The organism is Chloroflexota bacterium, assembly GCA_020850535.1.
Classification (GTDB): Bacteria; Chloroflexota; UBA6077; order UBA6077; family JACCZL01; genus JADZEM01.
In genome coordinates this window covers 25,389-46,912 of record JADZEM010000058.1, presented here as the reverse complement: position 1 = coordinate 46,912, position 21,524 = coordinate 25,389, and the positions used below count along the sequence as shown (strand labels likewise).

Below are 21,524 nucleotides of genomic sequence, written 5' to 3'. Positions count from 1 at the left end.
GCAACTGCCCGTCGACCCGCATCTGCCTGCCGTTGGGCTGTGCCTGGGCCTCTTGGGGCTGCTCCGAGTCGCCATGACGGGCCCGCTCGCCTCCGGGTGGCACGACAACGTTCCGACCGCGTTCCGATCCTCCCTAACCACGTCACGCAGTCCGCAGCTCAGATCGCTGCAAACCGCGTTCATCAGACCCGGTTGTCGGCCGGGCTTCTCCTAGCAACACTGCCAGAGCTGAACGAACGAGGTCGCGAGACGTACGGGTCTCGCGACCTTTGTCGTGTGACCCTGGCATGCCCCATGGTACGCTTCAGAGAAGCAGTTCGCGGTCGAGGAGGTCTGTCCGTGGCGATTCACTCCAACGAGCGGCGATCTCCGAGCCGCTACGAGCCGCCGCTGATGTCTTTTGAAGATTTCCACGACTGGCTCGATGAGGACCGACGAGCCGAGTGGGTCGATGGAGAAATTGTCGAGATGTCGCCATCAAACCTCGGTCATCAGGACATCCTGACGTTTCTCACGCTCTGGCTGGGGACATACATCGACCGATTTCGCCTGGGACGCCTCTACCTTCCACCGACGCTGATGCACCTGCCAACGCGCCCGAGTGGACGTGAGCCTGACCTGCTGTTTGTGGCAAACCAGAACCTCCATCGGCTTCAGCGCACATATGTCGATGGTCCCGCTGACCTGGTGGTGGAGATTGTCTCGCCAGACAGCATCGTGCGGGATGGTCGCGACAAGCTTCTTGAATACGAGCAGGCAGGCGTTCCTGAGTATTGGATCATCGACGAACTGCGCGACGAGGCCCGATTCTTTGTGCTCCAAGAAGATGGCCGGTATCGTCGTATCGAGCCGAGTCCAACCGGCATCTACACATCGACGGTATTGCCTGGGCTCAGTCTCCGTATAGAGTGGCTCTGGCGCCGACCGCTGCCCACGCTCGATGAGGCCCGAGCAGACTTGCCATCCTGAAAGGCACCGGGGATCGGGGCGCTACGCCCGGCCGACCAGGGTCTCGCCGACCATCGCGATCAGCGCTTCGACCTCGGGACCGTCGAGATCGCGCGGTTGGAGCAGCAGCCGGTCCACGCCAAGCGCCGCGTACTGGCGCGCAAGATCGAGGGTCATCGGCTCTGTTGGCGTGACGGTGATCTCCAGGTCGCCGAGAGCGGGCGGGCGATCCAGCGACGCGGCCAACGCCCGGATCTCGCGCAGCACCGACTCGGATTGCGCGACCGTATAGTTCGAGCCGTAGAACCCGTTGGCGGCGAGGATGGCACGCCGATAGGCCGGCCTCGAGCTGCCACCGACGACAATCGGCGGGTGTGGCCGCTGCACTGGCAGCGGGCGCTGCATCACCGAGGCGAAGCGCACATACCGACCGTCGACGTCCGGGGCATCGGCGGCCCAGATCGCGCGGATGGCGGCAAGGTACTCGTCCGTTCGCGCACCTCGATCGGCCAGAGATGCGCCGAGCGACTCCAGCTCTGGTTCGAGGTAGCCAACACCGATCCCGAAGATCAGCCGGCCGCGAGAGAGCACGTCAACGGTGGTGAGCTGCTTCGCCAGCAGGACCGGCTGGCGCTGCGGCAGCACGATCACGCCGAGACCGAGTCGGACCCGCGAGGTGACGGCGGCAAGGTAGCCGAGGGCCACCACCACCTCAAGGCGCGGCTGATCGGCGGGCAACGTCGGGAGGGCCTGCGCGCCGAACGGCAGCATGATGTGGTCGCCGAGCCACAGGGACTCGAAGCCGGCATCCTCCGCGAGCCGTGCACGACGGGCAAGCACGTCGGGATCAGCGTTCGCGCCGCGATGCAGGCCGAAGAGGCCGAACTTCATTGTCGCTCCTGTGTCCCGGACCCCGGGATCTATCGCGGAGTACGCTCAGCGACCAGATGCCGAGACCCCTGGAGCCTCGGCATCCTCAAAGCACGGTCGGCGCCGAGGCTAGTCGGCGGTGAACTTCCAGACCAGCTCCGCTTCGTTGCCGGACGTGTCGCGAACCTTCGCGTAGACGGCATAGTAGCCTGAGTAGCGCGGGACGACATTCCAGGCGAACGCGCACGGGACAGCCCCGGCACAATCGTAGGTCTGCTCACCGCGATGGGCCATGTCGTCGCCAGCCGGATCGTCGGCGGTCGGACCGACCGCCCGCCAGGACACCTGCGAGATCGGGGCCTGATCCCCCTTCACCGCCAGCGTCAGGTTGGAGTTCGCCTTGGGCCACTCATTCGAGCGCCACAGCTCGACAGTCAGGCCGCTCCGCGCGGAGCCAATCGAGCGCGCGTCCGGGCCGCCGCCCGTCGTCCAGGCGTTGTCGTTGTCCCAGCCGTTGTAGCGGCACTTCTTCTGCTTGCGCGGGTTGCCGCTCCGGCACAGCTCGTCCGGATCGTCGTTGTTGATACCGGCCGCCGGCGAGAGCACGCTCGCTCCCTGCAGCGCAAGATCGCCGGCCGCCATCACGATCCCCGTCGGCGCCAAGAGCACCGGCGCTCCGAGCAGGAGCAGCGCAGCCAAAGCTCGCCACACTCTTTGCATCTCCGGAACCTCCTACCCATCGTCCGATGCGCCAGCTTCGTGTCCGTCCAACGTGACAGAACCGCGCTCATCAACAACTGTAAACGGAGCCTTCTGACAACGGTGTCGCAAAAACCTGCCGGTCACGGCTCGGTCACGAAATCTGTGACGCGTCTGTATTCCTGTACGCTTCTGGTGAGGCGTCAGGCTCCCCCACGATGACCGGCGCACACTCCAGCGTACAACTCCACTGTGACGGATCGAGGATGGTCGACGCGCAGCCTCTACGGATCGTCTCGCTCAACACCTGGGGCGGAAAAGTGTTGCAACCGCTGCTGTGGTTCCTCCGCCAGCAGGCCGACACCACCGATGTCTTCTGCTTCCAGGAGATCCTACACGCCTCCGCCAATGTACCGCTCGACTGTGGTTTTCGCACGGACCTCTACGCCGAACTCTCGACCACCCTTCACGAGTTCGAAGGCCGCTTCGACACCGTGGTGTCGTGGGACCAGCCCCGCGCCGACGGTCTGCCACCGATTCACGTTCCGTTCGGGCTGGCGACCTTTGTCCGCCGAGGTCTGCCGATCGTCGACCGGGGCTGCGAGCCGATCATCGTGCACGACGACACGCTCGACGCCGTGCCGGGCGTGTTCAGAACGGCGCGCAAGCTCCAGTGGATCCGGGTCAGGGGCCCGAGCGGCGGCTTCCTGATTGCGAACTTTCACGGCATGGCGCGTCCGGGCACGAAGCTCGACAACGAGGAACGCCTGGAGCAGTCCCGGGCGATTCGGCGCGTCATGGACCGCCACAGCGGCCCCGCCCTACTGGTCGGCGACTTCAACCTGCTGGCCGAGACGCTCAGCGTGCGCCTCCTGGAGTACGGCCGGCGCAACCTGATCGCCGAGTACGCCATCGAGACGACGCGCAGTAAACTGAATCCGTACTACGGCACCCCCCAGGAGCAGAAGCACGCGAACTTCGCGTTCGCCACGCCAGGACTGGACATTGCGTCGTTCCGTGTCCCGGACGTCGAGGTCTCCGACCACCTCCCGATGTTGATCTCGGTGCGTCCCTGATCCCTGCGAGATTCTGGCCGCCGAGGTGCATTCCTTGCAGCGCCCTGCAGCGGGCGCTGCTCTACGATCCGGAATTGGATCTTTTCGGCGGCGGCCGGCGTCTCGCAGTGAGAGCGCAGGCATGCGGGTAGCCAGGCGTACTGTCGAGACCCATCGTCTTTTGCGCGGCCAGCACCGTGCGTCAACACGCCCGTGGAGGCCCAGGTGTTCAATCCTCGCACGTTTGAGAACGCCCGTCCGGACGGCTTCCCCGTCCTGGAGATCATCCCCCGGCCAGATCGGCCAGACTCCGCCACCGGCCAGCTTCGCCAGTTTGTGCCTCTCCAGCGCACCGACCTGATTGGCGAGATCGCAGGGCCAGTCGCCGCGCTCCAGCTCGTGCAGCGCTTTCGCTTCGGCGCGGAGGTGTCCGCCGAGCCGATCGAGGCGGCCTACCGCTTCCCGCTGCCCGGCGACGCTGCCATCACCGGCGTCAGCGTCCAGTTCGGCGAGACGAGCATCCAGGCCGAGCTTGCCGAGCGCCAGCAGGCCGAGGAGACGTACAAGCGCGCCCGTGACGAGGGCCGACAGGCGACGCTGCTCAGCCGAGAGGCGCCAGACGTTTTCACCCTCCAGGTAACGGGCGTCAAGCCTGGAGAAGACGTGACCGTCCGCACGTCCTACACGCAGCTCGCGCACGCCGAGGGCGACGGCTGGAGCCTGCGTCTCCCGCTGACGACCGTGCCGCGCTACGTGCGCGGCGACGAACGCGGGTCGTCGGCAGCCGATGGGCAGCCGTTCGCCCTCCTGCGCGACCCCGGTCACCGCTTCGCACTCGACCTGACCGTTGAGGCCGCCGAACAGGTCGCCAGCCCGACGCATCCGCTGGCCGTTGAGGCTGGCGAGGGACGGCTCCGCATCCGCCTGCGCGACGGCGAGGTGATCCCGGACCGCGATTGTGTGCTGACCTGGCAGCCGCGGCGACAGGCCGGCCGGCCATCGTTCCAGGTGCTGCGGCACGCCCTGCCCGAGGGCAAGGCCTCGTGCTTCCTGGCACTGGTCTCCCCGCCGGCGTCCGGGGCCGCCACGGCCCTGCTGCCGCGTGAGCTGATCCTGCTGATCGACCACTCCGGCTCGATGGAGGGTCCGAAGTGGGAGGCCGCCGACTGGGCGGTGCAGAACCTGCTGGCCGGCCTGACGCCCGCCGACTCGTTCAACCTCGGCCTGTTCCACTCCACGACTCGCTGGTTCGCGCGCGGACCTGTGCGCGGCGACGAGCGCACCGTTCGGCAGGCGCGCGAGTTTCTGGTCAACCACCGCGACAGCGGAGGTACTGAGCTTGGTGTGGCGCTGGAGCAGGCCCTCCGACAGCCCCGCGACGCAGAGGGTCGCGCCCGGCACGTACTGATCGTCACCGACGCCCAGGTCAGCGACGCCGGTCGGATTCTGGCGCTGGTCGAGCGGGAGGCCGGCGAGGTCGCCCGGCGCCGGGTGGACGTCCTCTGCATCGACGCCGCGCCGAACGACGGCCTCGCCAACGAGCTTGCCGAGCGCGGTGGCGGCATCGCCCGCTTCCTGACCAGCAACCCCGCCGAGAACGACATCGCCTCGGCGCTGGACGAGATCCTGACCGACTGGGCCGCACCGGTCGTCCGCAACCTGACCGTCGAGGTCGCCGGCACGGCGGTTCAGGCGGCCGGACGGCGCGTCACGGTGGACCCGGCGCGCGGAATGAGCCAGATCGACCTGGGCGATCTGCCGGCCGGCCGGGCGGTCTGGGTGGCAGGACGAGTGGAACACGGGCACAGCGAGACGCCACACCTGCGCCTGCTCGCTGACGGCGAGCCGCTTGCCGAGACCGCTCGATCTGAGGGCGCGGCCTCCAGGCCGGCCGTCGCAGCCCTCTTCGGGGCGCGTCGCGTGCTCGACATCGAACTGATCCAGACATCGGGTATCGCGCAGGAGGAGCGCCTGCGGCAGTTGGGCTACGACCCGGCCGCGCTCGTGGCCGGCTCCGCACCGGTCTACGCCGAGAACGCGCGCGGCGAGTTGACGGATGCGCTCCGCAGCCTGCTGGTGCGGGAGTCGCTGGCCTACGGCATCGCCAGCTCGGCCACCTCATTCGTGGCGACGCGGGCTGAGGCGGGCGCGAAGGTCGCCGGCACGGTCGTGGTGGCGAGCGCGCTGGCGCACGGTTGGTCCGAGAGCTTCTTGATGCCCCGCCTCGCGCTGAGCGGCGGGGGCGCAGCTTTCATGGCGATGCGGGCCTCCCCGATGCCCGTGACGTTCGCCGCACCACCCGACGTAGATGACGGGGCGGTGATGGAGGAAGCCGTCTCGTACGATTCGTCGGACGACAGCCCCGTCAGTCGCTCGGCGTCCTCGCCCCCGCCGATGTCGCCACCGACACCGGGTGCAGCCCCTGGAAGCAGCCTGCCAGACATGTCGGCGCTCGCTCGTACGCCGCTCGACGCGGCCCGGTCGCTGGCCGGCCGCCTCCGCAAGACGGCATCCGGCAGGGATGGGGGCACGCCGCACGGGCCTGCAAGCCCCGGCCGCCGCGTCTCCGAGTCTCAGCCGCCGGCCGCGCCAGTGTTCGCGGGCACGCCACAGCTCGTGAACGGCGAGGCCCTGCTGTTCGACTCGACGCAGCATCCAGCGCGGCTCGCCAGCAGCAACCTGCTCTCGCGGCTCAGCGTACGGATCGGTGGCAGCGCACCGATGGACGGCGGTCTCGTGCTGGCGCTCTTCGTGGACGACCTGACAACGCCTCGCGCCCGGGTGCGCCTGGCCGACCTGCTGCGTCAGGGTGGCGCGCGCCCGCTGAACATCCGTCGGGACCCGGCCGGCGTGGTGCGGCTGGTGCTCCTCGACTCGGGCGGGGCCTGGGCCGCCGGCGCGCCCACCATGGAGGTGTACCTCAGCTAGCGTCGGCCAGATCGTGCCTGAGTGAACCCCGCATCCTGAGCCGAGATGCGGGCCAGCTCGGTGACGCCGGCCCCTGGCTGCTCGCATCCTGCAGCGACTCGACATTTGCGAGCGACCACACCACCGTCTGCCCGTTTGCATATGCGGCGGGCACGGCGGTGGTGTACCCTCTGCCTGCAGGCAGGTCGCCCTGAGAACGGCGTCTTGCCGTGGATGTGGAGCGCTGGAGGAGTGTGCGCGTGATGGAGCTGAACGGCCAGCCGCCCTTGGGCAGCCCGCTGAAGCGGCTGGCCGCCATCCTGCTGGACGGCCTCGTGCCGGCGATCATCATGATCCCGGTGGCGGCAGCGTCGTCGGTCGCCTCGGCGAGCCTGCCGAGCATGCCGAGCGACCTGATGCTGACGGTGCTCATCTTCCTGGGCATCCTGACCTACGCCGGACTCTTCTCCTACTCAGCGGTCGTGCTGGGGATGTGGGCCTACGGCCTGACGCCCGGCAAGTGGATGATGGGGCTGCAGGTCATCAAGATCGACACCGGCGCACCCGTCGGCTTCTGGCGGATGGCGCTGCGCCAGATCGTCGGGCAGTGGGTGTCGGCGATTGTGTGCTACCTGGGCTTCCTGTGGATCCTCTTCGACCGCAACAAGCAGGGCTGGCACGACAAGATCGCCAAGACGCTGGTGATCGCCACGAAGTAGGATCCGGCGGCCCAGCATACTCATGACGGGATTTGCCCCGTCGCGGTATCCTCCGTCCATGCAAGACATGGGCGCGTTGTTCGGGCCGCTGACCGGCGGACGGATCTCGAGACGGCTCTCGCGCAGGCAGCACGAGGATGAGGCGCGCATCGCCGAGATGCCGCCCACCCCGGGTGACGGCACGAACCTCAGCGAGCACATCCCCAGCTCGCTGATCTCGCTGGACGACCGCGTTCGGGCACTGGCGGTCGGCGGCGCGCCGGCCTGGTCCCGCCGCCTGAAGCGCATCCACGAGCTGACCGACGCCGCCGACGAGCAGCTTGCACTGTCGTGGCGCACGGCGGCTCGCAAGGCGCGGGGCAACGCCAGGCGGTTCGCCGCCGAGTGGCAGCGGGTTGTGGACGGCATCGACTTCAGCCAGATCAACGAGCTGATTGACCACCACAATCGCTACTTCCCCATCGAAGCGAACCTGCCGATGGACGTGAAGACCCGCGATTACGTCAAATTCGGCGGCGAGGACTACCGACGCCGGCCGCTCGACGCCGCCTGGGTGCTGGCGCGCTTCCCGGCCGACCTGGAAGCCGCACTCGCCCGGCCTGAACGGTCGAGCGGCAATCTGCCGAAGGGCTGAGCGAGAAACTCAGGGGGAGGGGACAGGCCGCCTCGGCCCAGGGCGATTGCATGACAAGCACGTCCTGCGACCTCGTCGGGGACTGAAGTCCCCGCCTACCATCATGCTGTCGCTCTGCGACGCTCCTGTCTCGCGTGTCGATGGTTGATCCGATCCTTCGTCGCGCAGCGACTGCATGACGGTAGGCGGGGACTTCAGTCCCTGACCGCCCGATTCACCGTCTTCGGGAACACCAGAGATCATGCAATCGTCCTGCGCCTCGGCCACCGACGATTGACGTCCTGACGCTAAGCAGCCTAGCAGACAATCCGTCGCCGTCAGGCCTACGCTGATCTCAGCGATCAGCCTGGACCGTTCTTTCGGTTCTGACGGGAGAGACTATGAAGCGACGCGCCCTCATCACCGGCATCACCGGGCAAGACGGCTCCTACCTCGCCGAGCTGCTGCTGGAGCAGGGCTACGAGGTGATCGGGCTGCTGCGCCGCACCAGCACCGTCAACTTCGAGCGCATCAGCCACATTCAGGACCGCGTGACCTTCGTGAGCGGCGATCTGCTGGACGAGATGTCGCTGGTCAGCGCCCTGCGCGAGCACCGCCCGACCGAGGTCTACAACCTCGCGGCGCAGTCGTTCGTGCCGGCCTCGTGGACCCAGCCCGTCTTCACCGGCGAGGTCACGGCGCTCGGCGTAACCCGCATGCTCGACGCGATCCGGATCGCGGATCCGGACATCCGCTTCTACCAGGCGTCAAGCTCCGAGATGTTCGGAAAGGTGCGCGAGGTGCCCCAGCGCGAGACGACGCCGTTCTACCCGCGCAGCCCCTACGGCGTCGCCAAAGTCTACGGACACTGGATCACCGTCAACTACCGTGAGAGCTACGACCTGCACGCCTCGTCCGGCATCCTGTTCAATCACGAATCGCCCCGACGCGGGCTGGAGTTCGTGACTCGGAAGATCACCTACGGCGTCGCGCGGATCAAGCTCGGCCTGGACCGCGAAATGCGGCTCGGCAACCTCGAAGCGCAGCGCGATTGGGGCTACGCGCCCGACTACGTCCGCGCGATGTGGCTGATGCTCCAACAGGGCGCCCCTGACGACTACGTGGTGTCTACCGACGAGACGCACACCGTCCGCGAGTGGGCCGACATCGCGTTTCAGGCGGTGGGCCTGGACTACCGCGACTACGTGGTGCAGGATGAGCGGTTCATGCGGCCGGCCGAGGTCGACGTGCTGATCGGCGACTCTGCGAAGGCGCGTACGGTGCTCGGCTGGCGACCATCAGTGGACTTCCCGACACTGGTGCAGCGGATGGTCGAGGCCGATCTCGACCTGATCCGCGCCCGCCAGGGCGACCGGCTGGCTCATGGCGCCTGACGACGCCCCGCCGAACGAGACGCTCGGACGCCGTGTCGGGCGGCTGCGCGGACTGCTCGGCTGGACGCAGCAGGAGCTGGCGGACCGGATCGCCATCTCCAGGGTGGCGGTCTCGCACCTGGAGATGAGCCTCAGCGTGCCCAGTGAGCGCACGGTCACGCTGCTGGCCGGCGTCTTCCGTGTCGAGCCGCACGAGCTGATCGAGGGCACAGCCTATCCGACCGCCAAGGCCGAGCGTCTGCCACTGGTCGCCGCCCGCTACACCGAGGTCGAGCTGCAACTGGCGCTGCTCCAGCGAGATCTTGAGTGGCTGCAGCGGCTCGGAGCCGAGGCAGCGACGGCGTCCGTTCAGGTGCAGGTGCGCGAGGAATGGGCGCGGCGGCTGGCGACGCTCGCTGATTCCACCGCCGATCCCGCCGAGCGACGTCTCCTGGCCGAGAGCCGCGCCACGCTGGGCCACCAGATCGACGGCATCAGGCAGGCTGCCCGAGGCTCACACACGGTCTGATCTATGGGTCGGCGAACCTGCGCTGATGGGTTCGTGGCGATTCGTGCGGAGTGCACAACGGGGTGTTGCAGAACATTGGCCGGTCTGCCCGTAGTTGGCAGCGTGCGGGAGCCCCATACTAACGCCATCCCCTTCTGTGAGGGGCCGCCGCCAGAGCCGAGCTGGCGGCGGCCCCGCTCCCAAGGAAGCACGGGATTGCCGGTGGCCCTCCCCCACTGGTAGCCGACGCGACCGTGGTCTCCCAACACGGTCGCGTTTCTTCTTGTCCTGGTCGTCGCCTGTCTCGCGAATCCAGCGACACGGCGACCATCGGCACACCGGCCGCCGCGACGACAACAGCCACCGCTGTGCGGTACCCTCTGGGCGCGGCGCTGGCCAGAGGATGGCCCGCCGACGCTCCTCTGTGAGGCCGTGGCCGATGGCTCGCCGCTGGCTCAAGGGCAACACCCACACCCACACGCAGTACAGCGACGGCGACAGCCCGCCCGAGACCGTCGTCGATTGGTACGCCGCGCACAACTACGACTTCCTCTTTCTGACGGACCACAACATCCTGATCCCGGACGATCACCTTGCCAGGCTCCAGCGACCGAACATGCCGGTCTGGCAGGGCGAAGAGGTGACGATGGCGGCGGTCCACGTCAACGGGCTGGGGGTCACCGAGCCGATCCTGCCGCCGTGGCCCGGACGCAGCATGTACGAGGCGGACGTCCAGGAGAGCCACTCCGAGCGCGTGCGCTGGGCCATCGAGCAGATTCTGGCGCAGGGCGCCGTTCCGCACGTCAACCACCCCAACTACCTGTACACGCTCACCATCGACGATCTGCTGGCGTCGGGCGACTTCGGGATGGTCGAGGTGGCGAACGGTCACAACATCGTGCACAACGAGGGCGACGAGTCGCACCCGTCCACCGAGGTCATCTGGGACAGCCTGCTGAGCGCCGGCCGCGAGGTCTGGGCCGTCGCCTCGGACGACGCCCATCATTTTCAGAGTTGGGGCGCGGATTGGGCGAATCCCGGTCGCGGGTGGCTCCAGGTCGAGGGCGAGACGGCCAGCCTGGGTGACGTGCTGGAGGCGCTGCGGCAGGGGCGATTCTACTGCTCGTCGGGGCTGGAGCTGGCAGCGTACGACGCCTCGCGCTCCGAGATCAGCCTGGAGCTGGCCGAGGATGGCGGCCTGATCGAGCTGATCGGCCAGGGCGGGCAGATCCTGGAGACGGTCAGCGGACAGCGGGCGTCGTTCCGAGTTGACGGCTCCGGCAGCAGCTATGTGCGCGTGCGGGCCTCAGCGGCAGACGGCCGGCAGCTGTGGACCCAGCCGGTCTTCCGGTCGTAAGTCTGAAGGCCCTCGCCCCCCGCCCGGAGCCTGCCAGCACGACACAGCAGCACCGGATGAACGGAGTCACATGCAGGGCAGCCTGATCCCAGGGTTTCCAGAGTCCTTCCCGCTCGACGAAATCGTCAGGCAACTGCGGGCGGTCCGAGGCGTCGTTGCGATCGTGCTCGGCGGCTCCTGGGCGGCCGGACGCGCCCGGGCAGACTCCGACGTGGACCTTGGCATCTACTACCGTCCGAGCACGCCGCTCGACATCCCGGCCGTCCGCCAGGTCGCGGCGGCGTTCAACGACACCCAGAACCCCGTGGTTACTGAACCGGGCCAGTGGGGGCGGTGGGTCAACGGCGGCGCGTGGCTCACCGTCGGCGGGCGACGGGCCGATTTCCTGTACCGCGACCTGGATCTGGTGAGTCGGACCATCGACGAGTGCATCGCCGGCCAGTCACGGGCCGACTTCTGGCAGCAGCCGCCCTACGGCTTCCACAGCCAGATCTACTGCGCCGAGACTCGCGCCTGCGTGCCGCTCCACGACCCAGAGGCCGTGATTCCGCCACTCAAGGCGAAGGTGGCGGTCTACCCGACCGGTCTGAAGCGGCGGCAGATCAACAGCTTTGTCTGGGGCAGCGAGTTCACGCTGAGGGCCGGCACGAAGTCCGTCAAGAGCGGCGAGGCCTACATCGTGACCGGCTTCCTGGTCCGCTGCGTCATGGAGATGGTGCAGGCGCTCTACGCTCTCAACGAGACGTTCTTCATGAACGACAAGTACGTCTACCGCGAGATCGCCGAGTTCACGATCGTGCCGGCCAGCTTTCTGGCGCGGGTGGACCAGATCGTGAGCGGTGGCATCAGCCCCGAGCAGCTGGCAGCACGCTATGACGCCGCGGTCGTGCTCCAACGGGAGCTACGGGCGCTTGCCGGCGACCAGTACACACCGCGCTTCTGACTCGCCACACCCCGAGTGCTCGGTATACTGGCCCGCATCGGCCACGCTGGCCGCCAGACTCCCTGCGGAGGCCCCCCACATGGCCGACGAGCCAAACGTCTTCGAGCAGTTCGAGCAGTGGTACGCCAACTGCCGCGACAACGACGTTCTCGATCACAAGACCAAGGCGCTGATCGGCATCGCCGTGGTGCTGGTCGGCAACTGCGAGCCTTGCACGCAGCGCCGCATCACCGGGGCCAAACGGGCCGGCGCCACTGACGCCGAGATTGAGGCCGCGCTCGCCTGGACGATGGCGATCCGGGCCGGGATGGTCCAGTCGCTGTTCCGGCGGGCCGAGCAGCACAACCACTGACGGCGCGGCGCGCCAGTCCGGCGGCGTGGCACAGCCCCAGGTGTACGCGACGCTGTCGGGCGTGCACGCTCGGAGGCGGGGAGGGACGTTCTGTCGTCTTGCAGGCGTAGTCAGGGCAATCGCATGTTGAGCGCGTCGTGCAGCGGCGTCGGGGCTTTCAAGCCCCGACCGCTCGCTTGACGGCGTTTCGGGAACACCAACGGACATGCAATCGCCCTGAAGGCACAATGGCGGCGCTTTGAGTATTCGGGCGTGCAACCGTATACTCTGGCCGCGCGTTCACCCGCGCGCGACTGCTACCGCCGAGGGATCATGCCGGAAAAGCTGCGGGTCCTACGGGCCATCACCCGTCTCAACATCGGTGGCCCGGCGATCCACACGATCCTGCTGACACGGGGTCTTCAGAACGACCGTTTCGCATCCGTCCTGGTGACCGGCCTTGAAGGGCCGCGCGAGGGTTCGATGCGTGACCTTGCGGCAAAGCATGGCGTCCAGCCGCACTACCTCAACGAGCTGGGCCGTGAGGTCAGTCCGCTGAACGACCTGAAAGCTCTCCTGGCGATGTACCGCCTGATCCGTCGGAATCGGCCGCACATCGTCCACACGCACATGGCGAAGGCCGGCACGGCCGGGCGGCTGGCGGCGAAGCTGGCACGGGCACCGATCATCGTGCACACCTTTCACGGCCACACCTTTCACAGCTACTGGGGGCCGGTCAAGTCGGCGGTCTTCCTGCAGATCGAGCGGTCGCTCGGCGCGATGACCGACCGGATCATTGCCATCACCGACGCTCAGAAGGCCGACATCGCGAAGTACGGCGTTGCGCCGCTCAGCAGGATCACCACCATCCCGCTCGGGCTGGAGATCGAGGAGATGCTCGACGCCGAGCGGCACACCGGCAACCTCCGGCGCGACCTTGGCATCGCGGCAGATCGGAAGCTCGTCGGCATCGTGGCGCGGCTGGTCCCGATCAAGGCCCACGAGGTGTTTCTTGAGGCAGCTGTGGCGATCCGGGCCGCCCAGCCGAATACCACGTTCCTTATCATAGGAGACGGTGAGCGGCGGGCTGAGCTGGAGTCGATGGCTCAGCGGCTCGGTGTTTCGGACGTGACGCGCTTTGTGGGCTGGCGGGCCGATATGCGCGATGTCTACGCCGATCTGGACGTGGTGACACTCTGCTCCAACAACGAAGGGTCGCCGGTGGCACTCATTGAGGCGCTGGCTGCAGCGCGCCCGGTCGTCTCGACCCGCGTCGGCGGCGTGCCGAACGTCGTCCACGACGGCGAGAACGGGTTGCTGGTGCCCCCGCGCGACGCGGCAGCGTTCGCAGACGCGGTCGTGGCCCTCTTGAGAGATCCCGCACGCGGCGCCCTGCTCGGGCAGGCTGGCCGGGCCGAGGTTTACCCGAAGCACTCGTCGGGGCGGTTGGTGCAAGATATCGAGCGGCTGTACCTCGAGCTGGCACGAGAGAAAGGCCTGGCCGCGTGACATCGCAGCCCTTCCTACTCATTCACATCATGGCCGGGTTGCTGGCCCTGGGCGTCGCCACGCTCGCGACGCCGCTCGTCGGGCGGCTGGCCGGCCGGATCGGGCTGGTCGCGTACCCGAAGCGTGACCGCTGGCACACCACGCCGACGCCACTCATGGGCGGCGTCGCGATCTTTGTCGGCAGCGTCCCGCTCGTCGTCGGGCTGGCCGAGTTTGTGTCGGCCCACATGCTGGATCGGTTCGCCGCGCTGCTGATCGGCGCCGTCCTGATCTTCTCGCTCGGGCTGATCGACGATCTCAAAGCGCTGCCGCCGTACGCCAAGCTGCTCGGGCAGATCGTGGCGGCTTGCGTGCTGGTCGCCAGCATGCCGATTGGCCGGTACCTGCCCTGGTCCGTGTTGATGGTGCCGGTGATGATCTTCTGGATCGTCGGCGTCACCAACGCGTTCAACCTGCTGGACAACATGGACGGTCTCAGCGGCGGCATCGCGGCTATCTGCTCGCTGACGCTGTTCGTCTTCAACTTCGTGCAGGGAGATCACCAGACGGCGCTGCTCTGCATCGTGATCGCCGGCGCCTGTGGCGGTTTCCTGATCTTCAACTTCAACCCCGCCCGCATCTTCATGGGCGACGGCGGCAGCCTGCTGATCGGCTACCTGCTGAGCGGCATCGTGCTGCAGGGGGCGGCGAAGGCCGGCTCTGAGCTGGCGCTGACGCTGCTGGTGCCGGTCGGCGTCATGGCCCTGCCGATCCTCGACACGACGCTGGTCACCATCGTGCGCTCGCTGCACCACCGCCCGATCTCGATGGGCGGGCGGGACCACCTGTCGCACCGGCTGGTGGCGCTCGGCCTCAACGAGCGGTCGGCGGTCCTGGTCTTGTACGCCGTCAGCGTGCTGTTCGGCGGCCTCGCGGTGGCCTCCAACTACGTCAGCGGCCCGGTGACCGTCCTGCTCGGCTCGCTGCTGGTGCTGGGCATCGGGTTCTTCGGCATCTACCTGGGGCAGGTCCGCATCTACACCGAGGTCGATTACGAGCGGATTCGCTCGCAGCCGGGCATCGTCGGCAAGCTGGTGCTCGGCGGCTCGTGGCTCTACAAGCGGCAGGTCGCCGAGATGGTGCTCGACCTGACCCTGATCTGCCTGGGCCTGCTGGCGGCGTACCTGATCCGCTTCGAAGGCAGCCTGGAGCGCCATTACGTCGAGCAGTACGCTACGATGCTCCCGTGGGTCGTCAGCGTCAAGCTGGTCACCCTGTTCGCGCTGGGCGTCTATCGCAGCATCTGGCGCTACATGGGCACCAGCGATTTGCTCCGGCTGATGGTGGCCAGCACGGTCGGGTCGGCGCTGGCGTTCGGCGCGATTCAACTGGCGTTCCGCGGCGAGGGTGGCGCGCCCCGGGCCGTCCTGATGGTTGACTGGATCGTCGTGACGGCGCTGTTGATCGGCGCACGGATGTCGTTCGTGCTGATCCGGGACATCCTGGCACGGCTTCGCAAGCGCGACCTGGTCCGTGTGCTGATCGTCGGCGCGGGAGACACCGGCGAGCTGGTGCTCCGCGCGATGGCTCGCAACCACACCAAGGCCTACCGGGTGATAGGCTTCCTGGACGACGATTCCGACATGCGCGACCGCTCGATCCACGGGGTCCGCGTCCTGGGGTCGTCATCCACGCTCGGCGCGGTGGTGGACCGCCAGCCGGTTGAGGAGGTCGTCTTGACGACGAACCGCTACGCAGACGATCTCGTCGCCGAGTGCCGGCGGCGCGGCATCACCTTCCGCGACGTGGGCGCATTCTTCCGCTCCCAGCTTGACGCAGAGGCCGAGAAGCAGCCGGCCGGGGTCGGCGCTCGATGAAGATCCTGGTCACTGGCGGGGCCGGCTTCATCGGCTCGCACCTCGTGGACGAGCTGCTGGCGCGCGGCCATGAAGTCCACGTCGTCGACGCGCTGACGACCAGCGCCCGCGACAACCTCTCGCACCTGGACGGCAACCCCAACCTGAAGGTCACCATCGACTCGGTCCTGAACGAGTCGATGATGGACGAGGCGATCCGCGAGGCCGACCTCGTCTTCCACCTGGCGGCGGCGCTGGGTGTGAAGTTCATCCTGGAGCACCCGCTCTGGTCGCTCCAGACCAACATCCGGGGCACCGACGTGGTCTTGACGGCGGCGGATCGGCACCGAAAGCCGGTCTTGATCGCGTCCACGTCCGAGGTCTACGGCAAGAACGACTCCGGCCCGCTCAAGGAAGACGACGACCGCATCATGGGCTCCAGTCAGTTGAGCCGCTGGTTCTACGCCACCGCCAAGGCCGCCGACGAGGCGCTGGCGGCGGCCTACTGGCAGGAGAAGAGGCTGCCCACGATCTGCGTACGCTTCTTCAATACCATCGGGCCGCGCCAGACCGGCCGCTACGGCATGGTGGTGCCGCGATTCATCCGGCAGGCCCTCCGCAACGAGCCGGTCACGGTCTACGGCGACGGCCAGCAGACGCGCTGCTTCACCTACGTCGGCGATGTGGTCAAGTCCGTCATCGCGCTGACTGAGACCGACAAGGCCTGGGGCGACGTCTACAACGTGGGCCGGAACGCCGAGATCTCGATCTACGACCTCGCCAGCCGGGTGATCGAGCTGACCAGCAGCCGGTCCGAGATCGTGCTGGTGCCGTACACCGAGGCGTACAGCGAGGGCTTCGAGGACATGCGGCGGCGGGTGCCCGACGTGAGCAAGCTGCGGTCCACCATCGGGTACACGCCGGACACCGTCCTGGACGAGGCGTTGCGGCGCATCATCGAGGCGCACCCGGCCAGCGGCGTGGCCTCGGCAAGCTGATCCCGTCTGGCCGGCGGAGGCCGCGCGTGTCGGTAGACTGGCGGACCGTCTGATGCTCGGGCGTGTGGCGCGCATCGTCTGGATCTGGCTGCCGCCGCTGGTCTGGATGGCGGCCATCCTCTGGATGTCCGGGCGCTCCGACCTGCCCGTGCGGACCAATCCCCAGACGGGCGAGACGATCAAGACCACCTTCACACTGGCGAAGCTGGCGCACGTCTTCGAGTACAGCGTGCTGGCCCTGCTGCTGCTGCGGGCCGGCCTGTCCCGCGCTGGCGGGCTCGGCCTGCGGCTTGTCCCCGCCATCGTGGCGACGGTCGCCTGGGCCGGCCTCTTCGGCGGCCTGGACGAGCTGTGGCAGTCGCTGACGCCCAACCGCGAGCCGCGCCTGACCGACGTGGCCCTGGACACCGCCTCGGCACTCGCCGCCTGCCTCGCGGTCGCCCTGTGGCGGCGCAGCCGTGCGGACAAGATTCCCCATCCGAGTCCGCGCAGCGTCGGGCTGCGCCGCGAGGCCGCGCCGTGATCCGCTGGCTGCTGGTCGGCCTCTGGTACGCCGCTATCGTCTTCACGTCGTCGCTGACCTCGACCCCCGAATCCACTCAGCCCTGGCGTGACTTCCTGATCGCGAAGGCCGGGCACGTCTTCGTCTACAGCGTCCTCGGCTGGCTCGTCGCCGAGGCGCTCACGTCGCCGTGGGCCGGCCTCTCGGTGGGGCGGCGGCTCGCCATCGGCGTGACGATTGTCTCCGGGGCGCTGCTCGCCAGCCTGGACGAGACGCGCCAGACATTCGTGTACGGGCGCACGGGACAGCCGGGCGACGTGCTGCTGGACACGGTCGCGCTGTCAGGCGGGACGCTGCTCCATCACTGGCTGGTGCGTGGCCTGTCGGCGCCGGCGCTCCCCGACGAACCGGACGACCTGGGCGATGAGCGCGCCGTCGAAGGCGAGCATCAGCACCTGCATCGGCAAGACCTGCCGGTAGCCGTAGACGTACGGCAGGAACGTCATCATGATGCCGAAGTGGATCACGATGAACAGGTGCAGCGGCCAGGTGCGGAGCGTCCGCGCAGCCGGTAGGCAGACGACGGCCAGGACGTAGAGCGCCGTGATGCCCAGGACGTCGGGCGCGACGGCCCGGTTGTCCTCGACCGCCCCGGAGACGCCGACCGAGTACAACCCGAGCGGCACCAGCGTCCAGATGTAGCCGACCGGATCCTGCCGCGCGAACTCCACCACCTCGCGGGTCGCGCGGTCCAGCCCGAGGCGGTTGTAGAGCGGATCGCGGTCGATGCCGCTCAGGCGGACCTTTTCGGTGGGCTGGTGGGCCAGCAACAGCGTCGCCCCGCCGTTCGACGCGACCAGCGCCGGCTTGCCCGAGACGATGAGGTTGCGGATCGGCACCAGCGCCGCCACGACCGTCGTGCAGAGCGCCAGCACCATGAAGCCGGCGGCGACACGGCGCAGCGGCACGCCGGACCGCCGCCACGCCAGCACCAGGATGAGGGCTGCGCCCGGCATGAAGAGCAGCGTCGGCGCGCGCGTGATCGCCGCCACCCCGAAGAGGAGTCCGGCCCAGGCCAGATCCCGCAGACTGCGCTCGTCGACGGCACGCGCCAGCATCAGCAGGGCCGCCGGCAGCACCACAAAGTAGAGGTTCTCGGAGAGCAGCTTGCGGGCGATCCAGTCAAGCTGGGTCAACCCAAGCACCAGGAACAGCCCGAGGGCGGCGACGCCAGCCACCGCGCCAAACAGCCGCTTCCCCAGTGCATAGATGACGACGGCCGCGACACCCAGACCCGCAAGCTGCAGAACGATTGGTCCCCACAGCCCCTCGCCGGTCAGCCAGTGCAGCCCCGCCAGGTAGTACGGGTAGAACGGCTGGAAGAAGAACGGCTTCCCCTTGCCGAGCGGCTCGCCAAGGGTCATCAGCGGGCCGTTGAGCAGGATGTCCCGCGCATACGACTCGTAGGTCAGCCAGTCCTGGCCGCCTTCGAGGATCGTGGCGCGGCCAGCCAGCGGCGCGGTGGTCACGAGCGCGTAGACCGTCGCCACAAGCATGACCAGCGCCAGCAACGGACGCTCGACCAGGACAGGCCACGCGTGCGACTCGTACCGAACGAGCCGAACCCGCCGCACCACCGTCACCAGCGTAGCGGCCGCCAGCCCGACGATCGTCAGCGCGTCCAGAATGACCGCGATGGACCCGGCCGCCCGGTCGCGCGTCAGCACGTCGGGCCGGATCGGCTGAACGGTCAGGCTCGGCGCGGCCAGCGGGTGGATGCCCTGTCCCAGATCGGCGGCAAGCCGTAAGGACGGTGCGTTGCCGCCCTGGTGCAGGAAGTCCAGGCGGATCGGGTGCGGCCCCGGCGCGAGCGTCAGCGCAGCCTGATCCGTGGCGATGGCGTCCCGCCCGCCGACCGTGAGCGCGGGCGAGCCGTCCACCGAGAGGATCGCGACGCCGCGCGCCGACAGTTCGAACGGCACACCGCGGGGCGATTGATCGTCGCCGCGCGGACCGCCAGCCGGGACGTGTAGGTAGCCGTCGTAGCGTACGGCGAACGGCAGCGACAGGCGGTCGGGATCTGGCGCTTCGTAGTAGTTGAAGCGCTCCACGTCGTTGAAGAAGTGGAGCTGGAAGCCCTCCGCGCCCGGGCTGCGTTCCAGACGGGTGTAGGCGGCCGTGGGGTGCTGCGTGGAGCGCTCGGGAGCGCCGCTGAGACGGGCGCGCGGGTAGTAGGAGGCCGCCAGCCCGTACTCGGGTGCGCTCACCCAGAGCAGCAGCTTCAGCGCCAGCAGCACGAGCGCCGCCGCCGCGATCGTCCGCAGCAGCCGGTTCACCGACTCCACGCGGGCCAGCCCGCCGGTGGGCAGCCCGAACGCGAACAGCAGGCAGCCCAGCGCCGCCAGCAGCGACACGCCGAGCCAGTCCAGCGGGAGGCCCCGCGACAACGCCAACGGATGCCCTGGCAACAACACGTAGCTGCCCATGGACAGCGCCAGCAGCGCCGCCCAGCCCCGAGACGACACGCTATCGGCTCGCGTCGATCATCAGATCGAAGTGCTCGGCCCGGTTCTGCAGCAGGAACGGGCGACGCTTGTCCTCGGCCACCCACTTGATGCGGACGCGGATCGGGCCGTCAGCCGGCGGGATCAGCACCTCGTCCATGATGGTCTGGCCGAGCCGCCACTTGTTCAAACCGTAGACGGCTGAGAGCGCCATGTCCTGCTCGTACATGACGGGCAGCTCGTTGCGATCCACGATGTCAAGCTCGCGGTCGTAGCGGCCACGGGCGTCGTCGTAGCGCTCCCAGTAGAGCGTCAGGCGCGTGCCCTCGGCCACGCGCTCAGCGTCGTACCCCTTGAGCAGGACGCGGTCGCCCCAGCGCTGATCGAGCAGGTGCTGTGGCGCGCGGTCGGCATCCATCAGCACCATCACCTTGTGGCCGGCCGACCAGACGTTGAACGGCTTGTCGGCGGCCAGCGGATTGAGCCGCTCGGAGTTGGTGGCGCGGTTCGTCAGCTCGTCCACCAGATCGAGGGCGTAGTAGTCGGGCCGCTTCTTCCGCCAGCCCAGCTCCTCGGCGTAGTGGCTGTCGATGGGGAAGACGTAGGCTTCGGGCCGGTCCGCAAGATGCGCCACCAGATTCGGGCTGGCGACGACGACACCCTGGTCAGGAATCCGCTCGACGGCCCGCTGGAGCAAGCGCGTCCGCTCATCCGGGCGGAGGGCGGCCGGGTCGAACTTGCCGCCGCCCGGCAACGGGCTGACCAGCCGGTACGCCACAGCAGCACCGACGACCAGCAGCGCCAGCCCGGCGCTACGCCGCCAGCCGGACGGCAGGCGCGCCAGTCCCAGGGCCGTCGCCATCCAGACTCCCACCAGCAGCGGCGCGACCCAGTGCCGACCGAACGTGTCGTCGCGGTTCTGGAGCAGCAGCGCCGCCAGCGACGGCCCGGCCGTGATCGCCGTGGCCGGCGAGAGCAGCGCCAGCCCGCCCGTCGAAAGGCCCACCCATTTCAGGGCGTCCTGGCCGCGCTCCCCGAATACCCGGTCCAGCACCTTGCGGGGATCCTGCCGGATCTCTTGAAAGTGGTTCAGCGTGCGGTTGCCTTCGACCGATCCGAGCGTCCGCTGATCGTGGAAGCTCGGCATGACGACCAGGATCAGCAAGGCGAGATACGCTGCCGCGATCCCCGCGACGGCGATGCCGAGCAGCCGCTCACGGCGCAGGAAGAGCATCGCGCCGACGCCGATGACGACGAGCGCCGTCTCCTCCTCGAACGGCAGCGCCAGCAGCGCGATAGCCGCCCCCAGCCGGGGCCGGCCGGTCAGGATCAGCGCCATGCCAGCGGCCAGCGGCAGCGCCGCGACGGCCACGGCGTGGAAGTCGTCCAGGGCCACCCCGGCCAGCGCCGGCGTCAGGTAGAAGCCGGCCAGCACGACGACGGCCTGCCACGCCGACCCGAGCCGCTGGCGGGCCACGACGAACAGCGGCCAGCCCAGCAGCGCCAGCGAAGCTTGCTGGATCGCGATCAGCAGTTTGGGATCGGGGTAGAGCCGATAGAGGGCGGCAACCGGCAGCAACACCAGCGCGACGTGCTCGGCGAGGTGGCTCAGGTTCGTCTTGAGCAGGGTCGTCTCGAAGGGCCGCCCGTGCGCCGTGTTCCAGACGACCTGGGTGTAGATCTCCAGGTCATACCGCCCGGTCATGAACGTGTCGTGCCGGGCGAACGCCAGCCAGGTCGTCACGGCGAAGAACCCGAGTCCGAGCAGCGGGGCGAGCACCAGCGCCAGCACGTCGAGCCTGATCCGCGCGGACGCCTGACTGCGCGCACTCACAGGAGGCGCGGCGGGGCGA

Annotated in this window: 18 protein-coding genes; 14 read left to right on the top strand and 4 right to left on the bottom strand. The window is 68.4% G+C overall.

What is annotated here, in order from left to right; genetic code table 11:
* The first annotated feature begins 294 nt into the window (after nucleotides 1-294).
* Nucleotides 295-969, top strand: coding sequence for a Uma2 family endonuclease (locus tag IT306_08615; protein MCC7368471.1), 675 nt, complete (start codon nucleotides 295-297; stop codon nucleotides 967-969).
* Nucleotides 970-990: 21 nt separating this feature from the next.
* On the opposite strand, the gene IT306_08610 is transcribed toward IT306_08615, so the two are convergent.
* Nucleotides 991-1,839: a TIGR03619 family F420-dependent LLM class oxidoreductase gene (locus tag IT306_08610; GenBank protein ID MCC7368470.1), complete on the bottom strand. Its 849-nt coding sequence runs from the start codon at nucleotides 1,837-1,839 to the stop codon at nucleotides 991-993.
* 108 nt (nucleotides 1,840-1,947) lie between these two features.
* A complete protein-coding gene (locus IT306_08605; protein ID MCC7368469.1) occupies nucleotides 1,948-2,517 on the bottom strand; it encodes a hypothetical protein in 570 nt (189 codons plus the stop codon).
* Between the two features lie 266 nt (nucleotides 2,518-2,783).
* Here IT306_08605 and IT306_08600 point away from each other — a divergent pair, with 266 nt between their 5' ends.
* From IT306_08600 to IT306_08540, 13 genes are all read left to right on the top strand, one after another.
* Entirely contained in the window at nucleotides 2,784-3,593 is an 810-nt protein-coding gene (locus IT306_08600) for a hypothetical protein (GenBank protein ID MCC7368468.1), read from the top strand.
* 204 nt (nucleotides 3,594-3,797) lie between these two features.
* Nucleotides 3,798-6,500 carry a VWA domain-containing protein gene (locus tag IT306_08595; GenBank protein MCC7368467.1) on the top strand — a complete coding sequence of 901 codons (2,703 nt, stop codon included), beginning with the start codon at nucleotides 3,798-3,800 and terminating at the stop codon, nucleotides 6,498-6,500.
* 239 nt (nucleotides 6,501-6,739) lie between these two features.
* Complete coding sequence (locus IT306_08590) at nucleotides 6,740-7,198, top strand: RDD family protein (GenBank protein ID MCC7368466.1); 459 nt, start codon at nucleotides 6,740-6,742, stop codon at nucleotides 7,196-7,198.
* A 58-nt stretch (nucleotides 7,199-7,256) separates the two neighbouring features.
* Nucleotides 7,257-7,832 carry a hypothetical protein gene (locus IT306_08585; GenBank protein MCC7368465.1) on the top strand — a complete coding sequence of 192 codons (576 nt, stop codon included), beginning with the start codon at nucleotides 7,257-7,259 and terminating at the stop codon, nucleotides 7,830-7,832.
* Between the two features lie 380 nt (nucleotides 7,833-8,212).
* Entirely contained in the window at nucleotides 8,213-9,205 is a 993-nt protein-coding gene (gene gmd / locus IT306_08580; GenBank protein ID MCC7368464.1) for a GDP-mannose 4,6-dehydratase, read from the top strand.
* A complete protein-coding gene (locus IT306_08575) occupies nucleotides 9,195-9,713 on the top strand; it encodes a helix-turn-helix transcriptional regulator (GenBank protein ID MCC7368463.1) in 519 nt (172 codons plus the stop codon). The genes gmd and IT306_08575 overlap by 11 nt, the downstream gene beginning before the upstream one ends.
* A 418-nt stretch (nucleotides 9,714-10,131) precedes the next feature.
* A complete protein-coding gene (locus IT306_08570; GenBank protein MCC7368462.1) occupies nucleotides 10,132-11,049 on the top strand; it encodes a PHP domain-containing protein in 918 nt (305 codons plus the stop codon).
* 70 nt (nucleotides 11,050-11,119) lie between these two features.
* A complete protein-coding gene (locus IT306_08565) occupies nucleotides 11,120-11,992 on the top strand; it encodes a nucleotidyltransferase domain-containing protein (GenBank protein MCC7368461.1) in 873 nt (290 codons plus the stop codon).
* Between the two features lie 79 nt (nucleotides 11,993-12,071).
* The gene (locus IT306_08560) at nucleotides 12,072-12,344 is read left to right on the top strand and encodes a carboxymuconolactone decarboxylase family protein (GenBank protein ID MCC7368460.1); all 273 of its coding nucleotides are present in this window, start codon (nucleotides 12,072-12,074) and stop codon (nucleotides 12,342-12,344) included.
* 312 nt (nucleotides 12,345-12,656) lie between these two features.
* Nucleotides 12,657-13,832, top strand: coding sequence for a glycosyltransferase (locus IT306_08555; protein MCC7368459.1), 1,176 nt, complete (start codon nucleotides 12,657-12,659; stop codon nucleotides 13,830-13,832).
* Nucleotides 13,829-15,688, top strand: a complete 1,860-nt coding sequence (locus IT306_08550; protein MCC7368458.1) for a hypothetical protein — start codon at nucleotides 13,829-13,831, stop codon at nucleotides 15,686-15,688. The genes IT306_08555 and IT306_08550 overlap by 4 nt, the downstream gene beginning before the upstream one ends.
* Nucleotides 15,685-16,665: a GDP-mannose 4,6-dehydratase gene (locus tag IT306_08545; GenBank protein MCC7368457.1), complete on the top strand. Its 981-nt coding sequence runs from the start codon at nucleotides 15,685-15,687 to the stop codon at nucleotides 16,663-16,665. The genes IT306_08550 and IT306_08545 overlap by 4 nt, the downstream gene beginning before the upstream one ends.
* Before the next feature lie 52 nt (nucleotides 16,666-16,717).
* Nucleotides 16,718-17,188, top strand: coding sequence for a VanZ family protein (locus IT306_08540; protein MCC7368456.1), 471 nt, complete (start codon nucleotides 16,718-16,720; stop codon nucleotides 17,186-17,188).
* Between the two features lie 320 nt (nucleotides 17,189-17,508).
* Here IT306_08540 and IT306_08535 read toward each other — a convergent pair whose 3' ends face one another.
* Both IT306_08535 and IT306_08530 read right to left on the bottom strand, forming a co-directional pair.
* Nucleotides 17,509-19,692 carry a glycosyltransferase family 39 protein gene (locus IT306_08535; protein ID MCC7368455.1) on the bottom strand — a complete coding sequence of 728 codons (2,184 nt, stop codon included), beginning with the start codon at nucleotides 19,690-19,692 and terminating at the stop codon, nucleotides 17,509-17,511.
* A gap of 1 nt (nucleotide 19,693) precedes the next feature.
* On the bottom strand, nucleotides 19,694-21,505 hold the full coding sequence (locus IT306_08530; GenBank protein ID MCC7368454.1) for a DUF2079 domain-containing protein: 1,812 nt from the start codon (nucleotides 21,503-21,505) through the stop codon (nucleotides 19,694-19,696).
* Nucleotides 21,506-21,524 lie beyond the last annotated feature (19 nt).

What these genes read in the sequence shown, in the direction of transcription:
- IT306_08615 (MCC7368471.1), top strand. Translation starts at nt 295, where the DNA reads ATGGTACGCTTCAGAGAAGCAGTTCGCGGTCGAGGAGGTCTGTCCGTG.
- IT306_08610 (MCC7368470.1), bottom strand. Translation starts at nt 1,839, where the DNA reads ATGAAGTTCGGCCTCTTCGGCCTGCATCGCGGCGCGAACGCTGATCCC.
- IT306_08600 (MCC7368468.1), top strand. Translation starts at nt 2,784, where the DNA reads ATGGTCGACGCGCAGCCTCTACGGATCGTCTCGCTCAACACCTGGGGC.
- IT306_08585 (MCC7368465.1), top strand. Translation starts at nt 7,257, where the DNA reads ATGCAAGACATGGGCGCGTTGTTCGGGCCGCTGACCGGCGGACGGATC.
- gmd (MCC7368464.1), top strand. Translation starts at nt 8,213, where the DNA reads ATGAAGCGACGCGCCCTCATCACCGGCATCACCGGGCAAGACGGCTCC.
- IT306_08575 (MCC7368463.1), top strand. Translation starts at nt 9,195, where the DNA reads ATGGCGCCTGACGACGCCCCGCCGAACGAGACGCTCGGACGCCGTGTC.
- IT306_08570 (MCC7368462.1), top strand. Translation starts at nt 10,132, where the DNA reads ATGGCTCGCCGCTGGCTCAAGGGCAACACCCACACCCACACGCAGTAC.
- IT306_08565 (MCC7368461.1), top strand. Translation starts at nt 11,120, where the DNA reads ATGCAGGGCAGCCTGATCCCAGGGTTTCCAGAGTCCTTCCCGCTCGAC.
- IT306_08560 (MCC7368460.1), top strand. Translation starts at nt 12,072, where the DNA reads ATGGCCGACGAGCCAAACGTCTTCGAGCAGTTCGAGCAGTGGTACGCC.
- IT306_08555 (MCC7368459.1), top strand. Translation starts at nt 12,657, where the DNA reads ATGCCGGAAAAGCTGCGGGTCCTACGGGCCATCACCCGTCTCAACATC.
- IT306_08545 (MCC7368457.1), top strand. Translation starts at nt 15,685, where the DNA reads ATGAAGATCCTGGTCACTGGCGGGGCCGGCTTCATCGGCTCGCACCTC.
- IT306_08540 (MCC7368456.1), top strand. Translation starts at nt 16,718, where the DNA reads ATGCTCGGGCGTGTGGCGCGCATCGTCTGGATCTGGCTGCCGCCGCTG.